At 71.7% G+C, this 22,378-nt stretch carries 29 protein-coding genes and 1 tRNA gene; 13 read left to right on the plus strand and 17 right to left on the minus strand.

From position 1 onward, the window contains the following. Positions 1-89: 89 nt before the first annotated feature. Positions 90-332 carry a flavin reductase gene (locus tag ABT008_RS18725; RefSeq protein ID WP_350697488.1) on the minus strand — a complete coding sequence of 81 codons (243 nt, stop codon included), beginning with the start codon at positions 330-332 and terminating at the stop codon, positions 90-92. A gap of 189 nt (positions 333-521) precedes the next feature. Here ABT008_RS18725 and ABT008_RS18730 point away from each other — a divergent pair, with 189 nt between their 5' ends. Continuing rightward, entirely contained in the window at positions 522-743 is a 222-nt protein-coding gene (locus tag ABT008_RS18730) for a helix-turn-helix transcriptional regulator (protein ID WP_350697489.1), read from the plus strand. Positions 744-1,082: 339 nt separating this feature from the next. Here ABT008_RS18730 and ABT008_RS18735 read toward each other — a convergent pair whose 3' ends face one another. The 6 genes from ABT008_RS18735 to ABT008_RS18760 are packed head-to-tail and all read right to left on the minus strand — an operon-like array spanning position 1,083 to position 6,665. Continuing rightward, the gene (locus tag ABT008_RS18735) at positions 1,083-2,618 is read right to left on the minus strand and encodes a SpoIIE family protein phosphatase (RefSeq protein ID WP_350697490.1); all 1,536 of its coding nucleotides are present in this window, start codon (positions 2,616-2,618) and stop codon (positions 1,083-1,085) included. A 1-nt stretch (position 2,619) separates the two neighbouring features. After that, complete coding sequence (locus ABT008_RS18740; protein ID WP_350697491.1) at positions 2,620-3,969, minus strand: ATP-binding protein; 1,350 nt, start codon at positions 3,967-3,969, stop codon at positions 2,620-2,622. Then, the gene (locus ABT008_RS18745; protein WP_350697492.1) at positions 3,966-4,988 is read right to left on the minus strand and encodes a SpoIIE family protein phosphatase; all 1,023 of its coding nucleotides are present in this window, start codon (positions 4,986-4,988) and stop codon (positions 3,966-3,968) included. Before ABT008_RS18745 ends, ABT008_RS18740 begins: the two co-directional genes overlap by 4 nt. Further along, positions 4,976-5,395 (minus strand): ATP-binding protein, encoded by a 420-nt coding sequence (locus tag ABT008_RS18750; protein ID WP_350697493.1) that lies wholly within the window; start codon positions 5,393-5,395, stop codon positions 4,976-4,978. Before ABT008_RS18750 ends, ABT008_RS18745 begins: the two co-directional genes overlap by 13 nt. Next, a complete protein-coding gene (locus ABT008_RS18755) occupies positions 5,392-5,808 on the minus strand; it encodes an STAS domain-containing protein (RefSeq protein ID WP_350697494.1) in 417 nt (138 codons plus the stop codon). Before ABT008_RS18755 ends, ABT008_RS18750 begins: the two co-directional genes overlap by 4 nt. After that, positions 5,808-6,665, minus strand: a complete 858-nt coding sequence (locus ABT008_RS18760) for an STAS domain-containing protein (protein WP_350697495.1) — start codon at positions 6,663-6,665, stop codon at positions 5,808-5,810. The genes ABT008_RS18755 and ABT008_RS18760 overlap by 1 nt, the downstream gene beginning before the upstream one ends. Positions 6,666-6,829: 164 nt before the next feature. On the opposite strand from ABT008_RS18760, the gene ABT008_RS18765 reads away from it, so the two are divergent. Then, a complete protein-coding gene (locus tag ABT008_RS18765) occupies positions 6,830-7,186 on the plus strand; it encodes an STAS domain-containing protein (RefSeq protein ID WP_350697496.1) in 357 nt (118 codons plus the stop codon). 10 nt (positions 7,187-7,196) lie between these two features. Here the strand turns inward: ABT008_RS18765 and ABT008_RS18770 are convergent, their stop codons facing one another. Further along, positions 7,197-8,513 carry an MFS transporter gene (locus tag ABT008_RS18770; RefSeq protein WP_350697497.1) on the minus strand — a complete coding sequence of 439 codons (1,317 nt, stop codon included), beginning with the start codon at positions 8,511-8,513 and terminating at the stop codon, positions 7,197-7,199. 50 nt (positions 8,514-8,563) lie between these two features. On the opposite strand from ABT008_RS18770, the gene ABT008_RS18775 reads away from it, so the two are divergent. The 4 genes from ABT008_RS18775 (at position 8,564) to ABT008_RS18790 (ending at position 10,666) form a co-directional block, all read left to right on the plus strand. Further along, positions 8,564-9,244 carry a FadR/GntR family transcriptional regulator gene (locus ABT008_RS18775; protein ID WP_350697498.1) on the plus strand — a complete coding sequence of 227 codons (681 nt, stop codon included), beginning with the start codon at positions 8,564-8,566 and terminating at the stop codon, positions 9,242-9,244. Positions 9,245-9,283: 39 nt separating this feature from the next. Next, positions 9,284-9,757 (plus strand): large conductance mechanosensitive channel protein MscL, encoded by a 474-nt coding sequence (mscL, locus tag ABT008_RS18780; RefSeq protein ID WP_350697499.1) that lies wholly within the window; start codon positions 9,284-9,286, stop codon positions 9,755-9,757. An 81-nt stretch (positions 9,758-9,838) separates the two neighbouring features. Continuing rightward, positions 9,839-10,141: a hypothetical protein gene (locus ABT008_RS18785; RefSeq protein WP_350697500.1), complete on the plus strand. Its 303-nt coding sequence runs from the start codon at positions 9,839-9,841 to the stop codon at positions 10,139-10,141. 150 nt (positions 10,142-10,291) lie between these two features. Continuing rightward, entirely contained in the window at positions 10,292-10,666 is a 375-nt protein-coding gene (locus tag ABT008_RS18790) for a hypothetical protein (RefSeq protein WP_396741267.1), read from the plus strand. 24 nt (positions 10,667-10,690) lie between these two features. On the opposite strand, the gene ABT008_RS18795 is transcribed toward ABT008_RS18790, so the two are convergent. Next, positions 10,691-12,055: a benzoate/H(+) symporter BenE family transporter gene (locus tag ABT008_RS18795; protein ID WP_350697501.1), complete on the minus strand. Its 1,365-nt coding sequence runs from the start codon at positions 12,053-12,055 to the stop codon at positions 10,691-10,693. A gap of 60 nt (positions 12,056-12,115) precedes the next feature. On the opposite strand from ABT008_RS18795, the gene ABT008_RS18800 reads away from it, so the two are divergent. Then, entirely contained in the window at positions 12,116-12,658 is a 543-nt protein-coding gene (locus tag ABT008_RS18800) for a helix-turn-helix domain-containing protein (RefSeq protein WP_350697502.1), read from the plus strand. Between the two features lie 46 nt (positions 12,659-12,704). Here ABT008_RS18800 and ABT008_RS18805 read toward each other — a convergent pair whose 3' ends face one another. After that, complete coding sequence (locus ABT008_RS18805; RefSeq protein ID WP_502890454.1) at positions 12,705-13,838, minus strand: AAA family ATPase; 1,134 nt, start codon at positions 13,836-13,838, stop codon at positions 12,705-12,707. Positions 13,839-13,909: 71 nt separating this feature from the next. On the opposite strand from ABT008_RS18805, the gene ABT008_RS18810 reads away from it, so the two are divergent. The 5 genes from ABT008_RS18810 (at position 13,910) to ABT008_RS18830 (ending at position 17,834) form a co-directional block, all read left to right on the plus strand. Continuing rightward, on the plus strand, positions 13,910-14,629 hold the full coding sequence (locus ABT008_RS18810) for a PP2C family protein-serine/threonine phosphatase (protein ID WP_350697504.1): 720 nt from the start codon (positions 13,910-13,912) through the stop codon (positions 14,627-14,629). Between the two features lie 94 nt (positions 14,630-14,723). Then, positions 14,724-15,062 carry a PadR family transcriptional regulator gene (locus tag ABT008_RS18815; RefSeq protein WP_117229357.1) on the plus strand — a complete coding sequence of 113 codons (339 nt, stop codon included), beginning with the start codon at positions 14,724-14,726 and terminating at the stop codon, positions 15,060-15,062. Then, on the plus strand, positions 15,059-15,877 hold the full coding sequence (locus ABT008_RS18820) for an ATP-binding cassette domain-containing protein (protein ID WP_350697505.1): 819 nt from the start codon (positions 15,059-15,061) through the stop codon (positions 15,875-15,877). The genes ABT008_RS18815 and ABT008_RS18820 overlap by 4 nt, the downstream gene beginning before the upstream one ends. Continuing rightward, positions 15,874-16,566, plus strand: coding sequence for an ABC transporter permease (locus tag ABT008_RS18825; protein WP_350697506.1), 693 nt, complete (start codon positions 15,874-15,876; stop codon positions 16,564-16,566). The genes ABT008_RS18820 and ABT008_RS18825 overlap by 4 nt, the downstream gene beginning before the upstream one ends. 38 nt (positions 16,567-16,604) lie before the next feature. Then, positions 16,605-17,834: a hypothetical protein gene (locus tag ABT008_RS18830; RefSeq protein WP_350697507.1), complete on the plus strand. Its 1,230-nt coding sequence runs from the start codon at positions 16,605-16,607 to the stop codon at positions 17,832-17,834. Positions 17,835-18,211: 377 nt separating this feature from the next. Here ABT008_RS18830 and ABT008_RS18835 read toward each other — a convergent pair whose 3' ends face one another. Together ABT008_RS18835 and ABT008_RS18840 are read right to left on the minus strand one after the other, a co-directional pair. Continuing rightward, positions 18,212-19,294, minus strand: coding sequence for an NAD-dependent epimerase/dehydratase family protein (locus ABT008_RS18835; protein WP_350697508.1), 1,083 nt, complete (start codon positions 19,292-19,294; stop codon positions 18,212-18,214). Positions 19,295-19,473: 179 nt separating this feature from the next. Further along, a complete protein-coding gene (locus ABT008_RS18840; protein ID WP_350697509.1) occupies positions 19,474-19,959 on the minus strand; it encodes an anthrone oxygenase family protein in 486 nt (161 codons plus the stop codon). Positions 19,960-20,094: 135 nt separating this feature from the next. Here ABT008_RS18840 and ABT008_RS18845 point away from each other — a divergent pair. Next, a tRNA-Lys gene (locus ABT008_RS18845) sits at positions 20,095-20,166 on the plus strand. 155 nt (positions 20,167-20,321) lie between these two features. Here the strand turns inward: ABT008_RS18845 and ABT008_RS18850 are convergent. From ABT008_RS18850 to ABT008_RS18870, 5 genes are all read right to left on the minus strand, one after another. Further along, positions 20,322-20,594: a Txe/YoeB family addiction module toxin gene (locus tag ABT008_RS18850; protein ID WP_350697510.1), complete on the minus strand. Its 273-nt coding sequence runs from the start codon at positions 20,592-20,594 to the stop codon at positions 20,322-20,324. Next, positions 20,591-20,890 (minus strand): type II toxin-antitoxin system Phd/YefM family antitoxin, encoded by a 300-nt coding sequence (locus ABT008_RS18855; RefSeq protein ID WP_350697511.1) that lies wholly within the window; start codon positions 20,888-20,890, stop codon positions 20,591-20,593. Before ABT008_RS18855 ends, ABT008_RS18850 begins: the two co-directional genes overlap by 4 nt. Before the next feature lie 151 nt (positions 20,891-21,041). Next, a complete protein-coding gene (locus ABT008_RS18860; protein WP_350697512.1) occupies positions 21,042-21,452 on the minus strand; it encodes a type II toxin-antitoxin system VapC family toxin in 411 nt (136 codons plus the stop codon). Continuing rightward, on the minus strand, positions 21,449-21,727 hold the full coding sequence (locus ABT008_RS18865) for a type II toxin-antitoxin system Phd/YefM family antitoxin (RefSeq protein WP_350697513.1): 279 nt from the start codon (positions 21,725-21,727) through the stop codon (positions 21,449-21,451). The genes ABT008_RS18860 and ABT008_RS18865 overlap by 4 nt, the downstream gene beginning before the upstream one ends. A gap of 78 nt (positions 21,728-21,805) precedes the next feature. Next, on the minus strand, positions 21,806-22,330 hold the full coding sequence (locus tag ABT008_RS18870) for an SMI1/KNR4 family protein (RefSeq protein WP_350697514.1): 525 nt from the start codon (positions 22,328-22,330) through the stop codon (positions 21,806-21,808). Positions 22,331-22,378 lie beyond the last annotated feature (48 nt).

The following is a 22,378-nucleotide window of genomic DNA, read 5'->3' on the forward strand; positions in this document are numbered from 1 at the left end:
CAGGGGATCTTGGTGCGAGACGGCCCCCTTGAGGGGCGATTTGGTACCGAGATCCCCAAGGGGACTGCCTGGCTCGGCGACGGGATCGGTCATCGGGTCGACTTGCGGATCCAGCCGAGGAACCGGACGTAGAAATACAGCGGTTCGGGTGGCGCGCCGAGCCGGGTCAGGTCGGCGGTCGCCTCCGTGAGCAGATCGGCCATGTCCAGCGCGAGCAGTCGACCAGGGCCGTAGTCGGCCGCCAGCTCGACTCGGGCCTGCGTACACGGCCAGCCGTGCGCGCAGGCGGCACAGAACCAGAGGGGCTTGACGGGGGCGTGCCGTTGCCTCATTCGGGGCTCCTCCCGGGGGTGCGACGGGCGGCAAGCCCTCGGCCGCCGGGCTCGGCCTCCAGCAGCCGAGGGGCCTACCCCCATCCCAACCCAACATCCACCCCCCTGTCAATGTTGGCGCGCCTCTAAAGGCGTACCCATTCATGCGCGATCCTATTGGCAGGCAATCGTGCGCCTACCTTCCTTGGCATGGGCAAGGACCGTGGGCCTGGGCCTCTGGTGGCCGCTGGCGAGATCCTGGCGATGCTCGGCGTGGGCCGATCCCGCTTCCGCCAGATCGCCGCGCATCCAAACTTCCCGCAGCCGTATCAGGTCCTGTCGGTCGGCAAGATCTGGCTGCGCGCAGACGTCGAGGAATACATCCGCCAGTACCGGCAGCCGCGCCAGGTGGACGACGACGAGCAGGGGTAGACGTACAGCGTGGGCGGCCGCGGCGTGGGTGGTGCGCCTTCGCTTGGCCGGTTCGGAGATAGCTCGTGCGCGGCAGCGGTGTGTGTCCCTGGAGAGCCGGAGTCACGTGCGAGACCACAACATCAGGGATATTGCTGTCTCGCAGCCCACTCGAAGCAACAACATCAGGGATGTTGTGTGGATCTTGGCGGCTCTGACGGGTTCGGCAGGACGAGGCCACGACGCAAACTGGGACGGCTCGAAGGGCTCGGGTACGCCTTCCTGGTCAAGACCCGCTGACGCCGACGCGACCACGACTGGAGGGCCTGCGGCGTGCACCGCCGTGGGCCCCGCCGTCGTTCAGCGGCGGCGGAGGACGACGACGGCGACGTCGTCCTGGATCTCGTGCGGGGCGAGTTCGACGAGCAGGCGCTCGCAGAAGCGGTCCAGGTCGTCGTCCACCCGGGACGCGCTGACCGACAGGGCGGCCAATCCGTCGTCGATGGTGACGTCCCGCCGTTCGATCAGCCCGTCGGTGTAGAAGACCATCGTCGCGCCGGGCGGCAGGACGAACTCCAGGTCGGCCGGGCGGGGAGCGCGTACGCCGAGCAGCGGCGCGGAGTGCTGCACGTACTCGACCTTGCCGTCCTGGTTCATCAACGGCGGCAGGTGCCCGGCACTGGCCAGCCGGACGTGTCCGGTGGACGGGTCCAGCAGCAGTACGCAGATGGTCGCCAGCTCGTTGGGCAGCAGCGTTCGCATCAGCTCGTTGACCCGGTGCAGGATCTCGCCCGGCTGGTGGCCCTCCACCGCGTACGCCCGCACCGCGTGCCGCAGCTCGGCCATGACCGTCGCCGCGTGCAGCGAGTGACCCGCCACGTCGCCGATGGCCAGCAGCAGATGGCCGTCGAGCATCACCAGCTCGTAGAAGTCGCCGCCCACCTCGGTCCGGGCGCTGGCCGGTTCATAGCGGACGGCCAGGTCGAGCCCGGCGATCTCGGGGATGCGGCGCGGCAGCAGGCTGCGTTGCAGGGTCACCGCGATGCGGTGCTCCTCGTCGAAGGAGCGCTGCGCCTCCACCGCCGACGCGATCGCCTGGGCGAGCTGCACCAGCACCGGCGTACGGGCGGTCTGGGTGGCGGTGGGAACCACGACGTAGATCGGCGCGCGGTCCTCGCGCAGCCGGGCGGCGGCCACCGTGACCGTGTCGCCGGTCGTCCAGTCGGTGAGCGCCCAACCGGCGGGGTCCTGCACCGAGACGACGGTGCCGGTCGGTACCCCGGTGTCGTCGACCACCCAGGGCACGATGCCCCCTGCGGCACCGGGACCGGTGGAGACCCCGGCCAGGCAGTCACCGTCGAAGGTCTCGCCGACCACCGCGGCCGGACTCTTGAAGATCTCGGCGGCACCCATGGCCGCCGCCTCCAGCAGCCGGGCGAAGTTCGGCGCGGAGTGCACCGCCAGGGTGGTGTCGGCCAGCAACGTGAGCCGCTCGGCGAGCAGTTCGGCCCGTTGCCGCGCCTGGTAGTAGCGCAGCACCGCGTGGGCGGTGGCGACCAGTTCGTCCGGCTCGATCGGCTCGGCGAGGTAGGCGTCCGCCCCCCGGGTCAGCCCCTGGGTGCGGTCGGTCGCGTCGATCGCGTGCGCGGACACGTGGATCACCGGTAGCGCCGGATGCGCCGACTTGAGCTGCTCGCAGACCTCGAAGCCGCTCATGTCCGGCAGCCGGACGTCGAGCACCACCAGGTCGACCGGCTCCACCCCGACGCGGCGCAACGCCTCGCCGCCAGTCTCGGCTTCCAGCACAGTGAAACCGGCCCGGCTGAGCCAGCTCACCAGCAGGTAGCGCTTGGTCCGACTGTCGTCGACCACCAGCACTGTCGCCGCGCCGTCCACGTCAGGCTCCGTCCGCCGGCAGCGACACCGTGAAGGTGCTGCCCCGGCCGGGCTCGCTGGCCAGGTCGAGGGTGCCGCCGAGCAGGGTCACCAACCGCCGGGCGTACGGCAGGCCGAGGCCGGTGCCGCCGGTCCGGGTCGGGCCGGGCGCCTGGTAGAACTCCTCGAACACCCGCTCGTGCAGCTCTGCGGGGATGCCCGACCCGGTGTCCGCGACGGACAGTCGCCAGCCGCCGTCGTGCCGCTCGGTGCGCAGTCGCACCTCGCCCTGGGAGGTGAACTTCAACCCGTTGTGCAGCAGGTTGCGCAGCACCTGGGCGAGCAGCACCTCGTCGGTCCGCACGGTGGCCGGTGCCGGCGGCTCCTCCACCACCAGCGTCACGTCACCGGCGGTGGGCAGCGCCCGCAGGGTGCCCCGCAACTGCCCGAAGAGGGCCTTGAGGTCCACCTCCGCGATGGCCGGCTCGATCCGACCGGACTCCACCTTCGCCAGGTCGAGCAGTTCGTTGACCAGGGACAGCAGATCCGAGGCGGAGTCACGGATCAGGCCGACCTGGCGCTCCTGGTCGTCGGTGAGCGGGTCGGAGGCCGAGTCGCCAAGCAGCCGGGCCAGCCCGATGACCGCGGTGACCGGGGCCCGTAGCTCGTGGCTGACGTTCGCCAGGAACCGCGTCTTGGACTCGCTCGCGGCCCGCAACTGCGCCGACTTCCCGTCCAGCTCCGCGTAGAGCGCCACCACGCCCCGGTTGGTCGCCTCCAGCTCGTCGGTGAGCTGGTGGTACAGCGCCATCACGCCACGGTTGGTCTGTTCCAGTTCCTCGTTGAGTCGGGCCAGCTCGTCGCGCTGGCTGCGTACCTCGTCGAGGGCGGTGATGAGCTGCGTGTTCTGGGTGGCGAGTTCCTCCTCCGCGGTGCCCGGCGTGCTCTTGGCGAGCCGGGAGCGCAACCGGGCGAGGCGCTCGGGGGTGAGCGCCTGCGCGGTGGCCGGGATCCGTCGCGACATCCTCACGACCGTAACTTGCTCCTCGGCAACCATGCCGAGCGTGTCCACCAGGCGCGCCACCGCGGTCGATTCGGGCTGGTAGCGTCCGGCCGGCAGCGGCGCCACCGGGGCGAGGTCGACACGCAGGTGATGACGGCCGTCCACGGTGTCGGCGACGGCGAAGACCACGTCCGCCCCGCCGACCGCCCGGAGCAGGTCGCGGGCTACCTCGCTGATCGCGGTGGCGATCCGGACCTGGTCCTGGTGCTCCAGGCCGACCGCGCCGGCGACCTCACGGCCACGCTGGCGGACCATGAAGATGTCCTGTTCGACCCGCAGCGCCATCTGCCACAGCGAGACGGCGCTCATGACCAGGACCTCGCCACCAACACCCCGGCGTCGTCGCGCCGGATGCCGGCGTCCCGCAGCAGGGTGGCGGCGATCACCAGCGGCGACCGCCCGGTGAGACCGGGGTATTCCTCCCAGCGCCAGCGGTCCACCACCCCGTCGGAGTGCATCACCAGCAGGCTGTCCGGGCCGAACGGGTAGTCGTACTGCCGGATCACGGGCCGCTGGTGCCCGGCGATGCCGGGCAGCGAGACCAGGCCACGCCGCCGGCCGTCCGCATCGGTGAGCAGACCGTTGATGTTGCCCAGCCCGGCGTACCGCAGCACGCCGCCCGCCGGATCCGGCTCGGCCACCGCGAGAGCCGCGCCACGGGTGTGCGACAGCGCCCGGTGCAGGTGCCCGACCACCTCGGCCGGGGCGGCGGCCGGGGCGTCGCGGAACGCGGCGAGCGCGGCGTCGGTGGCCGCCGCGGCCAGCGGGCCGTGCCCGAGACCGTCGGTGACCAGCACCTGTCGGCGATCGCCGACGATCCGCCACGCGTAACCGTCCCCGCTGACCGTCTCGCCGGTCAGCGGTCGGGTCAGCCCGCCGGCCCAGGAATGGTCGGTGTCCGCGCCGTCGAACACGCGTACCGCGATGACGGTGCCCCGCCCGGGCCAGGAGTACGCGTCGAACCAGCTCGCCTGCCGCACTATCGCGCCCAGGCCGATGCCGAGGGTGCCGGTGGTGGAGTGGCCGTCCCGGGCGGAGTGCGCCAGGTCGGCCATGCCGGGCCCGGAGTCCAGGGCGATCAGCTCGACACCGGCGTCCAGCTCGCGGCGTACCGGCCGGAGCAGCAGTACGCCGTCGTCGGCGTGCTTGATCAGATTGCTGGTCAACTCGGCGGCGACGATGGCCAGGTCGGCGATCCGGCCCTCGGACAGCGCCAGTTGATCCCCCAGGCGTTCGGCCGCCCGCCGCACCGCACTGCCGGCGCTGCCGTTCTCCACGCGGTACCAGGTGCCCCGGTCGGAGACCGGTGCGGCGGTCACCGGGACCACTTGGTGATCGTGATCCGGGTGCCCTGCCCCGGCGCGGTCTGGATGTCGAACTCGTCCACCAGCCGCCGGGCGCCGCTGAGGCCGAGACCGAGACCACCACCGGTGGTGTAACCGTCGGTCAGCGCGAGGTCCAGGTCGGTGATGCCCGGACCGTCGTCCGCGAAGACGATCGTGATGCCGGACCTGCGGCCGTTGTCGACGGCGGCCACCTCGACCGTCCCGCCGCCGCCGTACACCAGTGTGTTCCGGGCCAGTTCGCTGGCTGCGGTGACCACCTTGGTCTGGTCGACAAGCGACAGCTTGACCGCCACCGCCACGGTACGCACCAGTTGCCGGACGCGTACCACGTCCTCGTCGCTGCCGACCGTCTGCGCCTGGGGACGCCCCAGGTCGACGCCGCTGGTCATGGCGACGCCGTCTGCTCGGGATCCGGCCGGTCGTGGAACTCGTCGTCGTGGAAGTCGTCGGCGCGGTCGGCCGCGATGAGTTCCATCCCGCGCTCGACGTTCAGGGCGGTCCGGATGCCGTTGAGCGACAGGCCCAGCTCGACCAGGGTGATGGCGACCGCCGGACGCATCCCGACCACCACCGTCTCGGCGTCCAGCACCCGGGAGATGGAGGCGATGGTGGAGAGCATCCGGCCGACGAAGGAGTCGACGATGTCCAGCGCGGTGATGTCGATGATCACACCGTGACAGCCGGTGGCGACGATCCGCTCGGCCAGGTCCTCCTGGAGGGCCATCGCCGTCTGATCGGACATGTCCACCTGGATGGAGACCAGCAGGATGTCGCCGATCTTGAGGATCGGCACCCGCTCCATCACGCCTCCCGGCGGTGGCGTCGGTTCGCCTCGACGCCGGTGAGTCGCAGTACGTGCCGCAGCGCGTCGGCGAGGCTCGCTTTGGTGGCGATGTCACCGAACTCGATGCCGAGCGCGACGATGGTCTGCGCGATCTGCGGCCGGATGCCGGAGATGATGCAGTCGGCGCCCATCAGCCGGGCCGCCACCACGGTCTTCAGGATGTGCTGGGCGACCTGGGTGTCCACCGCCGGTACGCCGGTGATGTCGATGATCGCGTACGGCGAGCCGGTGTCGACCAGGGTCTGCAGCAGCCGCTCCATCACCACCTGCGCCCGGGCCGAGTCGAGCGTGCCGACCAGCGGCACCGCCACCACACCCTCCCAGAGCTTGACCACCGGGGTGGACAGCTCGAGCAGTTGCTCTGCCTGGTCGGCGATCAGGCTCTCGCGGGTGCGGACGAAGGTCTCGAAGGTGAACAGGCCCATCTGGTCGACAAGTGCCGAGAAGGCGACGAAGTCGCGCAGGTTGCCGGCGCCCTGGTCGGTCTGCATGACCGCCAGCAGGGCCTCCTTGAGGGCGAACACACCGGTGGCGGTCTCGGTGGCGGTGAACCCCTGCCGAGCCTGCCCACGGGACACCTCGGCGAGCACAGCCCGCAGCTCGGTGGCCTCCTCGGCGGCGAGGTCGCCCACGCCCTTGCCGAGCGCGTCCACCAGCGCCCGGTGCAGTTCCTGCACGTGCCGGACCAGTTCGGCCTGGCTGAGCCGACCACGTAGCTGCGCGGCGACAACCTCGGTCCACCGCTGGGTGATCTGTCCGGCCTGACTGGTGAGCAGGTCGGCCAAGCGGCCACTCTCGTCAGCGCTCAACGCCATCGCACTACCCCCTAGACCTGGACCGGCCGGACTCTATCACCGCAGACCCGCAAACTACTTGTCGCAAAGCAAGGGAATGACGGTGGACACCTCATCGTGCTCCCGTTCTGCGTACCAGCCCCTGGGTGGGATACCGTTCCTCCGATAAACAGGAGGTCTGGCATATGTCCCTGACGGTGCACACGGAGCAACGCGGTGACGTGGTCGTGGTGTCGGTCGCGGGTGAGCTGGACATGGCCACCGCACCACAACTTCAGGACCAGATCACCGACCTGCTCGACAAGGGGCGCAGCCGCCTCGTGTTCGATCTGTCGGAGGTCTCGTTCTGCGACTCCACCGGTCTGTCGGTGTTCGTCCGCGCGAAGAACAGCTCCGACGAGGCCGGCGGAGTGGTCCGGCTGGCCGCACCACAACGGGGTGTGTTGCGCATCCTCGAGGTGAGCGGCCTGGTCGAGGTACTGCACACCTATCCGACGGTCGATGAGGCGGTCGCGGGGGAACCCACCCCCACCTCCCCCTGACCCCACCGCGCTACCCACCGGCCACGGCCGGGCCTCGCTCGTCCTCGATGTATCGGGGGCGAGCGATGACAATTCCCGCCCCGGTCTGCACCGCGAGTGCGACCAGCAGGAAGCCCAGCGGCGCCGTCCACCCGCCGGTGGACTCGTGCAGGATCCCGACCAGCAGCGGCCCGAGCGCCGCGATGAGGTACCCGACGCTCTGCGTGAAGGCCGACAACGCGACCGTGCCGTCGGCTGTGCGGGCACGCAGCCCGATGGTGGCCAGGATGAGCGGGAAGGCACCCTGCCCCAGCGCCAGCAGCACCACCCACAGCACCGCCCCGCCACGCGGCGCGAACGCCAGCCCCAGATAGGCCACGCTGGAGGCGGCGGTCAACGCCAGCACCAGCAGCCGCAGGTCACTCAGCCGGCCGGCGAGCGTCGGCATCAGCAACGCGATCGGCACCCCGAGCGCGGTCACCCCGGCCAGCAGCAGGCCGGCGTCCTGCGGCCGGAACCCGGCGTCCCGGAACAGCACGGCCAGCCAGCCCATGATCGCGTACGCGCTCAGCGACTGCGCACCGAAGTACAGCGCCATCGCCCAGCCGAGCCGGGTCCGCCCGGGGCTGATCCGGGCACGGGCCCGGCCGCCGTGCCGACCCACCCGCCGCGCGGCCCCACCGGTCCGCAGCGCCGCCGGCAACCACGGGAGTACGGCCACCGCCGCGAGCGCCGCCCAGACACCGAGCCCGGCCCGCCACGAACCGAAGGCGTGCGCCACCGGCACCGCAGCGGCGGCCGCCGCCGTCGCCCCCACCGTCAACGTCATCATGTACACCCCGGTGACCAGGCCGGTCCGGTGCGGGAAGTACTGCTTGACCAGCATCGGCAGCAGGATGTTCGCCACCGCGATACCGGCCAGCGCGAGCGCGCTGGTGACCAGGAACACCACGGCGGAGTCGGTGAGCACCCGCAGCACCTGCCCGACGGTGAGCGCGATCATCGCCAGCACCAGCAGTCGCGGCGCGGAGAGTCGCCGGACCAGCCACGGCGTGGTCGCCCCCAACCCGGCGAACGCCACGGCCGGCAGGGTGGTGACGACGCCCGCCATCGTGCCGGAGAGCGCCAACCCGACGCGTACCTCGTCCAGCAGCGGGCCGAGGCTGGTCATCGCGGCCCGCAGGTTCAGCGCCACCAGCAACATCCCGACCAGCAGCAGCCATCCCGTACGCGTCCGCTCCGCCCCACCCACCGGCCCGTTCCCGGTCGGGTTGTCCCCGCTCGCAGCGGGTGCGGCGCCAGCGGTCGGGGCAGGGGTGGCGGGGGTGCCGGCGGTTGGCGGAGTCATGACCTCGAACCTACAATCATGGGATGAATTCCTGCGAGTGGCTGTAACCAGTGCCACCAGCGATTGATTCCGCCGTCCCACCTCGGGGCCGACGGACGAACGAGACCATCGCCCGGCTGCGGCGACGGATCATGGCCGGCGAATGGCCGGTGGGCAGCCGCATCCCGACCGAGCCGCAACTCGTCGAGGATCTCGGCGTGGGGCGCAACACGGTCCGCGAGGCGGTCCGGGCACTGGCCCACGCCGGGGTGCTGGAGTGCCGGCAGGGCTCCGGGACCTACGTGCTCTCCACCGACGAACTGGCACCCGTGGTGGCCCGCCGCCTCACCGACGACCGGATGACCGAGGTGATCGAGGTACGCCGCGCCTTCGAGGTGGAGGCCGCCCGGCTCGCCGCGCGCCGACGTACCGCCGAGGACCTGGCCGCCCTCGACGCCGCGCTGGCGGCCCGCGAGGCGGCCTGGCGCGGCGGCCAGGTCGCCGAGTTCGTGGAGGCCGACGTCGCGCTGCACACCGCCGTCGTCGCGGCGGCGCACAACGGCATGCTCGCCGAGCTGTACGCCTCGGTCGCCACCGCCCTGCGCAGCACCGTCACGCAGGCCATGGGCGACGCCCTGACACCGGACCGGCACGTCGACCACGCCCGCCTGGTGGCCGCCATCCGGGCCGGTGACCCGGAGCTGGCGGCCCGGGAGGCTGGCGCTTTCCTGGAGTCCGCACCCAAGGCATAGGTTGTCCTCGACGAAATACCGGACACCTCAGGAGTACGGATGCTCAAGGGCTTCAAGGACTTCATCATGCGCGGCAACGTCGTCGACCTCGCGGTCGGCGTCGTCATCGGTGCCGCGTTCACGGGCGTGGTCACGCAGCTCACCAAGTCGTTCCTGGAACCACTGATCCGCGTCTTCGTGGTGCTGATCACGGGAAGCGACAAGGGCCTCGAGGGTACGGCGCCCGATTTTCGGGGCATCCCGTTCGACTGGGTCGCCTTCGTCAACGCGCTGATCACGTTCCTGCTCACCGCGGCGGCGCTGTACTTCCTGGTCGTCTTCCCGATGAACAAGCTGGCCGAGCGCCGCAAGCGGGGCGAGGAGCCGCCGCCCTCGGCGCCGAGCGAGGAGGTGAAGCTGCTCACCGAGATCCGGGACGCCCTGGTCGCCGCCGGCCGGACCACCCCGGCCCAGCAGCGTGGCGCCCTGGACGACGCGCTCGGTCGCCGGGAGGAACCGCCCAGCGGGCGCTGAACCCGGCACCCGCACATCGGCCCCTGTGGGAATCCCGCAGGGGCCGGCCCGTGTCGAACACATGTTCGATAGAGTCCCGCCATGGAGCAGCGAAAGCACTGGTGGAACGGGAAATGGGGGCGGCTGGCCCGGCGGGACGTCTTCCTCCGAGCGGACGCCGACCGCTGGTACGTGGAACAGCGTGCCGGCGGAGCCGAGGGCGCATCCCGGTTCTACGAGTACGACACCGTCGACGACGCCGAGGAGACGGTACGCGCGCTGCTCCAGGGCCCCGACACCTGGCGCGAACTCTCCCCCCGCCCCCCATCCCCCTGGACCACCCCCACCCCACCCGGTTCGCCCGCCCCCCACCCACCCCACCCACCCCACCCACCATCCCGTTGATCAAGAAGTTTGCGCCCCGCCCCCGCCGCGAGCGCGACCCAAACTTCTTGATCAACCAGGTGGGTGGGGGGTGGGGTGGGTGGGGGGACCGGGTGGGGTGGGAGGGGGTGGGTGGTTTAGGGGGAGTGGGGGGCGGGAACCGCGCGGGGTATGGAGCAGCAGGGCATCGATCAACAGGCCACCGTCTCGCGGGTCACCACCGGCATGCGGGTGGTGGACGCCGCCGGCCTCGACGTCGGCACGGTGGACCTCGTCCAGCGCGGTGACCCGAACGCCGTGACCGTGCAGGCGCCGACCGCCGACCCCGGCAGCAGCCTGGACGAACTGATCGAGTCCGCTGCCACCGAGGAACCCGACGTGCCTGCGGACCTGGCCGCCCGCCTGCTGCGTACCGGCTATCTGAAGGTCTCCACCGAACTGGTCCCCACCGGCGCCGTCTACGTGCTGGCCGACCAGATCAACACCGTCGTCGACGGAGAGGTCCGGCTCGACGTCCTCGCCGCCGACCTCCCCCCGGAGGACTGACCACCGCCTACGCCCCGGCGCCGCTCACGACTTCCGAGTCTGGCCGGGGACAGCGGTCGGCGCGGATTCCGCAGCCGGGCCGGACTCTGCTGCCGGCGCGAACTCCCCGGCCGAAGCAGACCCGGGCACGGACTCCCCGGTCGGAGCGGGCCCGGGCGTCACGGTCGGAGCAGACGCGGCGGGCTCCCCGGCGGAAGCGAATGCGACGGGCTCGGCGGCCGGGGTCGACGGCGTCGGCGTCGGGCGGCGGGAGCGGAAGAGGAGCAGCATCAGGCAGCCGGCCACGAGGCCCCAGAACGCGCCGCCGATGCCGATCAGCGACACCCCGGAGGCGGTGACCACCAGTGTCACCACGGCGGCCTCCCGTGCCGTGGGGTCGGCCAGCGCGGCGGTCAGGGCGGTGGCCAGCGCGCCGAGCAGGGCCAGTCCGGCGACCGCCTCGATCAGTACGGGGGGCGCCCAGCCGACGAGCGTGGTGACCGCCCCGGCACCCAGGCCGAGCAGCGCCAGCCCGATGCCGGCGGTCACCGAGGCGATCCAGCGGCGGTCCGGGTCAGGGTGTGCGTCCGGTCCGGCGGCCAGTGCGGCCGTGATCGCCGCCAGGTTGACCGCGTGGCCACCGGCGGGTGCCACGGCCATGCTTGCCAGCCCGGTGGTCCGCAGCGCCGAGCCGAGCGGGGGCCGGTAGCCGTAGCCGACCAGGACGGCGGTGCCGGGCACGTTCTGCGCGGCCATGGTCACCAGGAACAGCGGGAGCGCCACACCGATCAGCGCCGACAGGCTCCACGCCGGTGCGGTCAGCTCGAACACCGGGCGCAGTCCGCCGGTGCCGCCGCCCGAGGTGGTCAGCGCGATCGCGGCGGCGGCGACCACCAGCGCCCCGGGGACCGCCCAGCGCCGGGCGAAGCGGTGCAGCACCAACCAGGAGATCAGCACCGGAGCGGCGAGGTGGGGCACGTCGACGAGGGCGCGTACCGGTGCGGTGCAGAGCGGCAGCAACACCCCGGCGAGCATGGCCCCGGCGATGGGTTTGGGGATCGCGGCGACGGCGCGGCCGAGCACCGGGAACAGGCCGGCGGCGACGATGAGCAGGCCCGAGACGAGGAACGCGCCGACGGCGACCGGCCACCCGCCGGGGATCGGGCCGGTCGCGATGAGCAGCGCCGCACCGGGTGTGGACCACGCGATGCTCAACGGCATCCGGTGTCGCAGGCCGAGCCAGGCGGCGCAGAGCCCGGAGGCGACGCAGAGGACGAGCAGCCCGGAGGCGGCCTGCGCCTCGCTCGCGCCGGCCGCCCGCAGCCCGGCCAGCACCACCGTGAACGAGCTGGCGAACCCGACCAGCGCGGTCACCACTCCCGCGAGGATCGGCTGTGTCCGTCCCGCCATGACCCCACCCCTTCCCAACCGTTCCGTTTACGGAACAGCGGCGTGTAGCACCATAGCGGGGTGTCGCAGCCACCACCAGATTCGGACACCGTCGCGATCGGTCACCGGGTCCGCGCCCTCCGCGAGGCACGCGGGATCTCGCTCTCCGCGCTGTCCCGGCTGGCCGGGGTGGGCAAGGCGACGCTCTCCGGACTGGAGAACGGCGTCCGCAACCCCACCCTGGAGACGCTGTACGCGATCACCGCACAGCTCGGCGTACCGCTGACCGCAGTGCTCTCCGGGCCGTCGGCCGGGCCGACCGTACGCGGCGCGGCGGTCAGCGCGACGCTGCTGGAGGTCTTCGACGACTCGGACGCCACGTACGAGCTGTACCGGATGCGGGTGGTGCCCGGCCCCGGCCAGCTCTCCCCCGCGCACCAACCCGGGGTGACCGAGCACATCACCGTCTTCGCCGGGGTGCTACGCGCCGGCCCGGTCGACGCGCCGTTGACCGCCGCCGCCGGTGGCCACCTGCGCTGGACGTCCGACGTGCCGCACCTGTACGCCGCCGTCGGCGACGAGGAGGTAGCCGCCAGCCTGCTCCTGCGCTACCCCCGGGTGTAAGGAGGGGACCCCTGCTAACGCCTCGTGTATAGGAAGGGTCCCCTCCTTACATCTCGGCGGGAGTGGGTTCGGCGAGCCGTTGGCGTACCGCCCAGAGCGCCACCTCGGTACGCGAGGCCGAGCCGGTCTTGCGCAGCAGGTTGGACACGTGCACGGTGACCGTCCGCACCGAGATGCCCAGCGCACGGGCCACCTGCTTGTTGGACATCCCGGCGACCAGGCAGTCGAGCACCTCCACCTCCCGCCCGGTCAACTCGGCCGACAAGCCCGACGTCGCCGGACCACCACCGACCGGCGACGCGTCGGACAGCGGCTCGGCCGTCGACGCGCCGGACCCACGCTCGGCCGGCGGGACACCTCGACCGCGAGACCGAGGCCGTACGTCGAACGCGGGCGGGACGTCGGCCGGGGAGAGCAGCGCCTCGGGCGGCTGTCCGGCGTACGCGGCGAGCAGCTCGGTGAGCGCGTACGGGTTGCCGCCGGTGCTCCGCCAGACACCGCGTACCAGTCGACCGGGCAGCGGGTGGCCGGGGTACACCTGGGTCAGCACCTCGGCCACCTCGACCGGGCGCAGCGGCCCGAGGTGCTGGCGTACCGCCCCGGGTACGCCGCAGAGGCGCGCCAGGGTACGGCCGGCGAGTTCCGGGGTGACCGCGTGTGCGGCGGGTCGGGTGGCCACCACCAGCAGGGCGGGAAGGCCGGTGGCGGTGGCCAGTTCGCCGATCAGGTTGAGGCTGGCCGGGTCGAGCGCGTGCAGATCCTCGACCACGATGACGGCCGGGCCGGTGCCGACCAGCACCCGGACGGCCCGTACGGCGAGACGCAGCAGCGTGTCGGGGGCGTAACGCTCACGGGGTGCGGTGGGTTGTTGGGCGAGCCAGGCCAGCGCGTCGGGCGGTACGGTGTCGGCCGGCAGGTCGAGCCGGTCGGGGTCGCGTCCGCTGAGCACGGCGGCCAGCCAGTCGTACGGCGCCGGACTGTGCACCCGGGCGGCGCCGCTGAGCACCACCGCCGGTCGTGGGGTGAGTTCGTCCAGTGCGGCGGCGACCAACAGGCTCTTGCCGACGCCCGCGCCGCCGGTGACGACCACGACGGCCGGTGTTCGACGCCTCCGACCAGCCACGGTGGACCACGTCCGGCCCAGCTCAGCCAGCTCGTCGGCGCGCCCGACCATGGACATCGGCAACATTCCTCAACCCTACGCAGTAGTGCGTAGAGACGCGGGAAGGGTGTTCTTGGCAAGCTTGACCCATGACGCTGATCCTCCGCTCGGCCATCCTCAACGACATCGGCCTGGTCCGCACCAACAACGAGGACTCCGCGCTCGCTGGTGAGCGCCTCGTCGCGGTGGCCGACGGCATGGGTGGGCTGCCCGCCGGTGAGGTCGCCAGCGAGATCGTCATCCGGATCCTGGACGAGCTGATCCCGCCCACCGTCCCGGACGCCGCCGCTGACGCGCTGCGGGCCGTGGTGAGCACCGCCAACCAACGCATCCACGCGGCGATCGCCGCCGAGCCCGCCCGGGACGGCATGGGCACCACGCTCACCGCCGCCCTGCTCGCGGGCGACACGCTGGTGCTGGCGCAGGTCGGTGACTCGCGTTGCTACCTGCTGCGGGAGGGCAAGCTGCGGCAGTTGACCCGGGACGACACGTTCGTGCAGGCGCTCGTCGACCAGGGGACGTTGACCCCGGAGCAGGCCCGGCACCATCCGCAGCGGTCGTTGGTGACGCGTGCGGTGCAGGGGGCGGACGCGCCGCCGACGATGGGTTCGGTGACCGTGGCGGCCGGTGACCGGTTGCTGCTGTGCAGTGACGGGCTCTCCGACTACGTGACCGATGACGCGATCTCCGCTGCGCTGAGCCTGCACACCGACCGCCACCAGTGCGGTGAGCAGTTGGTGAAGCTGGCCCACCAGGCCGGCGCACCGGACAACGTCACCGTGGTGATCTCCGACATCGTGCCGGGCTGAGCCGCCGCCGCCTCGGGACCGCAACGGTCCCGGGGCACTTCCGTGCCCAACTAGGTAGTTGTGCCATCTAGGTAGCGCCACTAGGGTTCGGCGGGTGGATCCCGATCGTCGTGGGCAATGGCTGCGAGGTGTGCTCGACCTCTGCGTGCTGGCCCTGCTGCGCGAGGGCGAGTCCTACGGCTACCAGCTCGCCCAGTCGCTCGACGCCGCAGGCGTCGGGCCGATCCAGGGCGGCACGCTCTATCCGGTGCTGCTGCGGTTGCAGCGCACCGGCCTGGTCACCGCGCAGTGGCGGGAGGGCGGGTCGGGACCGGCCCGCAAGTACTACCAGCTCACCGACGACGGGCGGGCGGCGCTGCACAATGGCGGTAACGCCTGGCTGACGTTCGTGGCGCCGGTGACCGGCATCGTCTCGAAGGGGGTCGAGAGGTGAACTCCGACGACTGGCTGCGGGCGTTCGCGGCCGAGTTGCACCAGCGCCGGGTGGCGACCGACGCCGCCCGGCACGTGGTCGCCGAGGCCGCCACACACCTGCGCGAGGGCGGCGGCGACCCGTGGCAGGTCTTCGGGCCGCCGCAGGCGTACGCCGCCGCGATCGTGGAGAGCATCGGCACCGCGCCCGGCCCGCGTCCCGGGCCGGTGCGTCTGGCCGCCAAGGGCATCACCAAGCGGTACGGGCGGCGTCCGGTGCTGCGGGACGCCTCGCTGACCGTACGGGCCGGACAGATCGCCGCCGTGGTCGGTGCGAACGGCTGCGGCAAGAGCACCTTCCTGCGGATCTGCGCCGGGTTGATCTCACCGGACAGCGGTGACGTGACCGTCTCCGGCCGGCTCGGCTACTGCCCCCAGCAGGGCGGCACCGCCGACTTCCTGCTCCCCGACGAGCACTTCGTGCTGGTCGGCGCCGGTCAGGGTGTGGCTCGTGGTCCGGCCCGGCGGGCAGGTCGGGCAGCGGCCCGGAACCTCGGCTGGGACGCCGACGGCGCCGTGCTCGCCCGCCACCTGTCCGGCGGTACGCGCCAGAAGCTGAACCTGACCATGTCCACCCTCGCCCAACCGGACGTGCTGCTGCTCGACGAGCCGTACCAGGGCTTCGACCAGGGCAGTTACGTCAACCTCTGGGACCAGTTGACCCGGCTGCGCGACGAGGGGAAGGCCATCGTGGTGGTGACGCACCTGCTCAACCAACTCGACCGGGTCGACATCGTGCTCGATCTGACCTCCGCCGAGCAGGGAGGTCGGGCGTGAAGCGGCTGGCCACCGTCGCCGAGATGACGTTGCGGGAACTGGCGCGTCGTCGGGGCGTACTCCTGCTCCTGTTGTTGATGCCGTTGGTCTTCTGGATGATCCGGCGGGACTCGCACGTCGGGCAGTCGATCCGGGCGCTGTTCCTCGGCATCAGTTGGGCGGTCAGCACCGCCGCGCTCTTCGCCACCAGCGCCGCCCGCGAGCTGGAACCCCGGCTCCGGCTCGCCGGCTACCGGCCGCACCACCTGTACCTCGGTCGGATGCTCGGCCTGTGGGCGCTCGGGCTGACCATCGCGGTGCCATTCTTCCTGCTCACCGTGCTCGACACGACCAACCTGCGGTACGCCGGGATCGCCGTGGCGATGCTCTGCTGCGTGGCGGTGGCCGCGCCGTTCGGCATGCTGATCGGCGCCCTGCTCCCCCGCGAGCTGGAGGGCACCCTGCTGCTGCTCACCGTGGTGGCGATGCAGATGCTGCTCGACCCGGCCAGTCAGGGCGCGAAACTCACCCCGTTCTGGTCCAGCCGGGAGATCGCCACCTGGGCGGTGGACCACGTCGACGACGGCTACCTGGCCCGGGGCGTCCTGCACGGACTGGCGGTCACCCTGCTGCTGACCGTGACCGTGGCGGGCGTGTTCAGTGTCCGACTGCGCCGCCGCCGGCACCTGCACCACGCGCCGATCACCTGAGGGGTCCGCGCCCGGGCGCGGACCTCTAGCATCACCTGGTGCGTCTCAGATCCCTTGTCCCCGTGGTCGCGCTCGGTGTCGCCGTCGGTCTGACCGGCTGCGGCGGCCCGTCCGTACCCCGCGCCGACCCGCGAAGCGTCCAACAGCCGGCCTCCGGCGGCGACCCCGCCGAGCCGACCGCCGAGGTACCGCCCGGACAGCACCGGAGTGCCGAGACGAGCCCGTCCGGCCAGGCCGCGCTCAGCACCCCCGCCGCCGCTGCCGACCCGACCAGGGCGGCCGGCAGTCCGGGCGTACGCGACAGCGCGCCCCCGGCCGACGCGGCACCCGTACCCGCCGTGGCCCAGGCGGTCGACACCTCGAACCCGACCCGCACCGTCGGCGACGGCACCCCGGCCAGTTGCACCTCGGCAGCGGTGGTGCGGGCGGTCGCGGCCGGCGGCATCATCACCTTCGACTGCGGCCCCGACCCGCTGACGATCAAGATGGCGGCGACCGCGAAGGTCCGCAACGCCAACGGCCCGAAGGTGGTGCTGGACGGCGGCGGCAAGATCACGCTCAGCGGGCAGGGCAAGCGCCGCATCCTCTACATGAACACCTGCGACGTCCTCCAGGGCTGGACCACCGCACGCTGCCAGAACCAGGACCACCCGCAGCTCACCGTGCAGAACCTGACCTTCGCCGACGGTGACTCCACCGGCCAGCGCGTCGACGGTGGCGGCGGTGGCGCGATCTTCGTACGCGGTGGCCGGCTCAAGGTGGTCGACTCGCACTTCGTCGGCAACCGCTGCGACCGCACCGGCCCCGACGTGGGCGGCGCCGCCATCCGCGTCCTCGACCAGCACGACGGCCAACCCGTGTACGTGACAGGCAGCACCTTCACCGGCGGCTCCTGCGCCAACGGCGGCGCACTGAGCAGCATCGGCGTCTCCTGGGTCATCCTGAACAGCGTGCTGCGCGACAACGCCGCCGTCGGCACCGGCGCCAACCCGGCCCGCTCCGGCACCCCCGGCGGCGGCAGCGGCGGCGCGATCTACACCGACGGCAACGAGTTCTCGGTCCGCGTCGCCGGCACCATGATCGAGGGGAACGACGCCAAGGAGGGCGGCGGGGCGATCTTCTTCGTCAGCAACAACCGCACCGGCACACTGCGCATCGAGAACTCGACCCTGCGCCGCAACCCCAGCCACGGCTTCCAGACCCACCCCGGCATCTTCTACCAGGGCGCCGGCTCCGCCCCCACCATCACCACCTCCACCGTCCGCTGACCCCACCCGTCGTGGCCCGCCCCGCCCGCGGTGGCTTGCCCGCGCGGTGGCTTGCCCCGCCTGCGCCCGTCGTGACCCGCCCCGCCGTGGCCCGCCCCGCCGTGGCCCGCCCCGCCGCGGCCTGCCCGCGTCGATCATGGAGTTGTGGTCCGCATCTTGCCCACTTTCACGGCTTTTGCGGGGGCCACAACTCCATGATCGCAGCAGGCGACAGGCGAGCGAGCGGGGACGCCGCCACACCGTCCATCCACCTGTCGATCATGGAGTTGTGGCGCTCCTTCTGCCCGCTTTCGCAGCTTTCGTGACAGCCACAAGTCCATGATCGCGGGAAGGTGACCGTGCGGCGGGGGCGGGCGCGGGCGCGGGGCGGGGTGGGGTCAGTAGGGGTTGCCCTGGCCGGCGGGGCGGGCCTTGAGGAGGGCGGCGGGGCGGCCGGGCAGGTCGGGGGTGGCGGAGAGCGGCGGGCTGGCCGTGTGGGCGCGCTCGGCCATGCCGGCCACCAACTCCTTGAGCGCGGTGACCGCGTCCACCCGTGGCCGCCAGCCCAGCTCGGTCGCGGCCCGCTCGCTGGACATCAGTGGCGCGCTCAACGCCAGCTCGACCCACCCCGCGTCGACCGGTTGCAGCCGGGCCCGCCAGGTCAGCGCGGCAGCCGTCCGCAGCACCGGGGCGGCCACCGGCACCGTCCAGCCGTGGAAGTGCCGGGCCACCAGCTCCGGCGTCAACACCGGGTCCGCGGCGACGTTGAAGGCGCCGCGCGCGTCACCCAGAATCGCCCGCGCGTACGCGTCGGCCACGTCGTCGGCGTGCACCGCCTGCATCCGCAGCCGACGGTTGGCCGGCACCAACGGCAGCCGCCCGAAGCGGAGCAGCCGCACCGGCACCAGCGGCCCGAGGAAGTAGCGGCTGATCTCCGTACCCGCCTCCCGCTGGAAGATCAGCCCCGGCCGCAGGCGGACCACCCGCAGCCCCGGGTGGGTCCGCTCGATCCCGTCGAGCATTTCCTCCACCGCCGCCTTGTCCCGGCTGTACGACGACGCGGCCACCCCGGTCGCCGGCCACCGCTCGCTGATCGGCAGGTTCTTCGGCCCCGGCGCGTACGCCCCCACCGACGACGCGTACACCAGCGCCGGTACGCCCGCCCGCAGCACCGCGTCCACCACCGCCCGGCTGCCGCCCACGTTGGTACGCCGCAACACCTGCCGGTCGTGGCTCGGCTGGATCTGCCAAGCCAGGTGCACCACCGCGTCCGCCCCGGCGAACACCTCGGTCAACTCGTCGGCGGCACCAGCCCGCCCGATGTCGCACGAGTGCCACCGCACCCCCTCGTACGGCTCACCGGCCCCCGCGTGCGGCAGCCGCCGCGCCACCCCGACGATCTCCACGCCGCGCTCACTCCACAACCGGCGCAGCAGTGCCGTACCCATGTTGCCGCTCGCGCCCACCACCACGATCCGCATGTCCGGTCCGTACCCGGTCAGCCGCTTTCCACGCGTCCCATCTGGCTGCCGCCCGGACGTCGCACCGGGCCGACGGCCTCCGCACGCGCGCCCCGCTCTCCCGACGGTGCTTCCGCGCACGCCCAGCGCCCCTGATTCGACCGACGACGCTCTCCGTGCAGGCCACCCGGCCGGCGGCGCTACCGGGCCAGCAGAGCCCCGATCAGGCAGGCGAACGCCCCGACCGAGCTGCCCGTGCGGACCAGGTTCCAGCGCACCCACGGCACCTCGAACCGACGCCGGACCACCGCCAGGTCGGTGATCCCGTCGACCGACCCGGCGGCGTCCAACTGATCATTGAGCGGCACGTTGCACCGCGCCGTTACACCGAACGTCACCAGGTGCAGGACCAGCGCGGCGACCAACCAAAACAGCACCGCCCCGCCGTCACCGAAATACCCGACGACCGCCACCGCCACCAGCACCGGCCCACCCAGGAACACCGACATGAACCAGCCGTTGATGATCTTCCGGTTGATCGACTGCATGGTGCCGACCAGCGTCCGATCGTCGGTCGCCGCCAACCCCGGCATGACCGAGCAGGCGTACGCGAAGAACAACCCCGCCACCAGCCCCGTGGCCGCCACACCCCCGGCCAGCACCACGACCCGTACGCTCTCCGGCACGCTCGCCTCCCCCAGTCGAACCGACGTCCGAGCCGATCCTGCCAGCCTCGATCCACCAGCCCGCACCGGCGGACATCGACGGCTGCTCGACAGCCGCGAGCCCGTTCCCCGCAGTGTCCGGTAACCTGAGCGCGCGGGCCGCTAGCTCAATGGCAGAGCTGTGGACTTTTAATCCATAGGTTCAGGGTTCGAGTCCCTGGCGGCCCACTTCGATCCTGCATGCGAACCACCGAGCCCTGATGAGGGGCGACGGCTCGCATGCTGTTCACCCTCGTTCGCGGGCAGGGACTCGTTCGCGGGCGGGAAAGGCGGAACGCCGCCGCCCACCGATCCGTGTCGGCGGGCGCTGGGGTGAGCAGCTTCTACTTGTCGAGGTAGTGGCCGTGGCAGGCGGCGATTTCCAGGTCGCCGCCACGGACGCGGTAGATGAGCCGGTGTTCGTCGTTGATGCGGCGGGACGACCATCCAGAGAGCGGGCCTTTGAGCAGTTCGGGCTTGCCGAGACCGGTGCCGTGTGGATCACGTTGAACGTCGAGGATCAGTTTGCTGATGCGGCGGGCCATCTTCACGTCCCGGCGCAACCAGCCGTCGTAGTCCTCCCACGCGTTGGGAGTGAACACGATGCGCAGGCTCACGCGGCTTCCTTGCCGGGTTTCGGAGATGAGGACTTCGAGTCGAGTGAATGCTCCTCGAGTAGGCCGGCATCGGCCTGGGCGATGCTCTCCAGTAGTCGGCGGGCGTTCGAGGCGGAACCAAGAACATGCAGCGTCTCGTTCATGGCGTTCCACTCGTCGAGCGACACGATGACGACAGCCTTGCCACCGCCGCGTGGGATGACGCACTCCTCGGCATCGTCGATCACCGCATCGACCACGGCGGCGAGGTTCTTGCGAACGTCGCTGATTGTCAGCACCTTCATCTTGGCCCCCACGAGCAGAACGTACGGTCGAACGTACGCTCGATGGTACGTCAAGGTTGGAGGCGTCGCCGGGAGGTACCACCTACCTGGCCGAGCGAAACTACCTTGAACTGGTCAAACGTCCCGGTAGCGGATCGCCGGGTGCGTACCGGAAACCGGCAGCTCAGTCCTGGCCGGGACTCGCCACGGGCAATCCCGCTTGCTTGGCGGATTCGAGCAGTCGCCGGTCATAGGTGACAAAGGCGATGAGTGCCGTTCCAGACTCGCTGGTCAGGACCTGGGCCGTGGCGAGATGGATAGCGTCGAGGCTGCGCAGCGTCGATTCGGTGAATGCGGCCGCGGTCGCGCGGATCGTGCTGTCGACTTCCAACCGGAAGAGCCGGCCGACGGTCGCTGGCACTCCGATCAGGGCTTGCGGAGCAGACCGGCGTAGCGCTCTGGGCACTTCCACCTCGACGAGAGCGGATGAGACCAGCGGCGCATCGTCGTGGCTGTTGAGCCAGGAGACCAGGTCGGAGCTGCATGCCTCCTGGCGCACCAGCTTGATGACAGCGGCGGAGTCGAGGTAGATCACCAGCGCTCCTCGTCTCGCATCGCGGCGAGGCTGGCGGCCACATCTGCATTCTCGTCGCCGAGCCTCGGCGGAAGCGGAACCGGACCGCCACCGGTCGGGGCGACCGCCCGTCCCGCAGCCACCAGCTTGGCCAACATCGACCTGTCGTCACTCACAGGAACAAGTCGGGCGATCGGGTGTCCACGGTCGGTGATCTCGACGGTCTCGCCGCCGCTCACCCGAGCCAGCACCTGGCTCGTGTTCTGGTTCAGTTCCCGCACGCCGATGCGCTCCATGGACGCAAGCGTAGAACCGCATGTTCTACTTTTCCAGCTACTCGCATGATCAAGCGGGCGATGGCCTGGTCACACGCGCTATCGGCAGAGGGCGTCGATCTGCGTGTCGAAGTCGGGGAACTCCGCACGTGCCGCCGCGACCACCTCACTCGCCGACCGGCGACGATCCGGTGCGAAGCGCTGCGCGATCTCGGTGAGACGCGGGTCCGGCTGCGGCTCGTGCTCGTGCTCCGGGTGCTGCGCCGCCTCCCAGGGACCGAAGCCGTCCGCCAGCAGCCACAGGTAGCTCCCCAGGTCCGGCGCCACGACCCCGGTCTCGCCCTCGGAGCCGAGGAACACCACCGGCTGCCGTTCGACCGGTTCATCGGCGCGTACCAGCCAGAATGCGGCGAGTCCGCCGGTGCCGTCCTGACCGAAGACGCGGAACTCGGACCCGTCCAGGTCGGTGTTGCCGGTCCAGGACCGCCACCAGTCGGCGGTCTCGTCCGGGTCCATGAACTGCGGGTACGGCTCGAAGTCGACGCCGGCGCCGTCGCGGTAGTCGAACTCTCCGGCATGGGCTTCGGCCAGCGCGGCCGGCAACGTACGACTATCGTCATCCACGCCGGCACCCTAGCGAGCAGCACCGACACCGGCGAGGTGGCGGGGTGG

It is taken from the genome of Micromonospora sp. NPDC002389, from assembly GCF_040296095.1.
GTDB lineage: Bacteria > Actinomycetota > Actinomycetes > Mycobacteriales > Micromonosporaceae > Micromonospora.

Excerpts from the sequence above, each read along its gene's own strand:
- ABT008_RS18765 (WP_350697496.1), top strand. The coding sequence starts at position 6,830 with ATGTCCCTGACGGTGCACACGGAGCAACGCGGTGACGTGGTCGTGGTG.
- ABT008_RS18805 (WP_502890454.1), bottom strand. The coding sequence starts at position 13,838 with ATGTCCATGGTCGGGCGCGCCGACGAGCTGGCTGAGCTGGGCCGGACG.
- mscL (WP_350697499.1), top strand. The coding sequence starts at position 9,284 with ATGCTCAAGGGCTTCAAGGACTTCATCATGCGCGGCAACGTCGTCGAC.
- ABT008_RS18790 (WP_396741267.1), top strand. The coding sequence starts at position 10,292 with ATGGAGCAGCAGGGCATCGATCAACAGGCCACCGTCTCGCGGGTCACC.
- ABT008_RS18835 (WP_350697508.1), bottom strand. The coding sequence starts at position 19,294 with ATGCGGATCGTGGTGGTGGGCGCGAGCGGCAACATGGGTACGGCACTG.
- ABT008_RS18785 (WP_350697500.1), top strand. The coding sequence starts at position 9,839 with ATGGAGCAGCGAAAGCACTGGTGGAACGGGAAATGGGGGCGGCTGGCC.
- ABT008_RS18760 (WP_350697495.1), bottom strand. The coding sequence starts at position 6,665 with ATGGCGTTGAGCGCTGACGAGAGTGGCCGCTTGGCCGACCTGCTCACC.
- ABT008_RS18865 (WP_350697513.1), bottom strand. The coding sequence starts at position 21,727 with ATGGAGCGCATCGGCGTGCGGGAACTGAACCAGAACACGAGCCAGGTG.
- ABT008_RS18750 (WP_350697493.1), bottom strand. The coding sequence starts at position 5,395 with ATGACCAGCGGCGTCGACCTGGGGCGTCCCCAGGCGCAGACGGTCGGC.
- ABT008_RS18795 (WP_350697501.1), bottom strand. The coding sequence starts at position 12,055 with ATGGCGGGACGGACACAGCCGATCCTCGCGGGAGTGGTGACCGCGCTG.
- ABT008_RS18740 (WP_350697491.1), bottom strand. The coding sequence starts at position 3,969 with ATGAGCGCCGTCTCGCTGTGGCAGATGGCGCTGCGGGTCGAACAGGAC.
- ABT008_RS18725 (WP_350697488.1), bottom strand. The coding sequence starts at position 332 with ATGAGGCAACGGCACGCCCCCGTCAAGCCCCTCTGGTTCTGTGCCGCC.
- ABT008_RS18770 (WP_350697497.1), bottom strand. The coding sequence starts at position 8,513 with ATGACTCCGCCAACCGCCGGCACCCCCGCCACCCCTGCCCCGACCGCT.
- ABT008_RS18810 (WP_350697504.1), top strand. The coding sequence starts at position 13,910 with ATGACGCTGATCCTCCGCTCGGCCATCCTCAACGACATCGGCCTGGTC.
- ABT008_RS18755 (WP_350697494.1), bottom strand. The coding sequence starts at position 5,808 with ATGGAGCGGGTGCCGATCCTCAAGATCGGCGACATCCTGCTGGTCTCC.
- ABT008_RS18730 (WP_350697489.1), top strand. The coding sequence starts at position 522 with ATGGGCAAGGACCGTGGGCCTGGGCCTCTGGTGGCCGCTGGCGAGATC.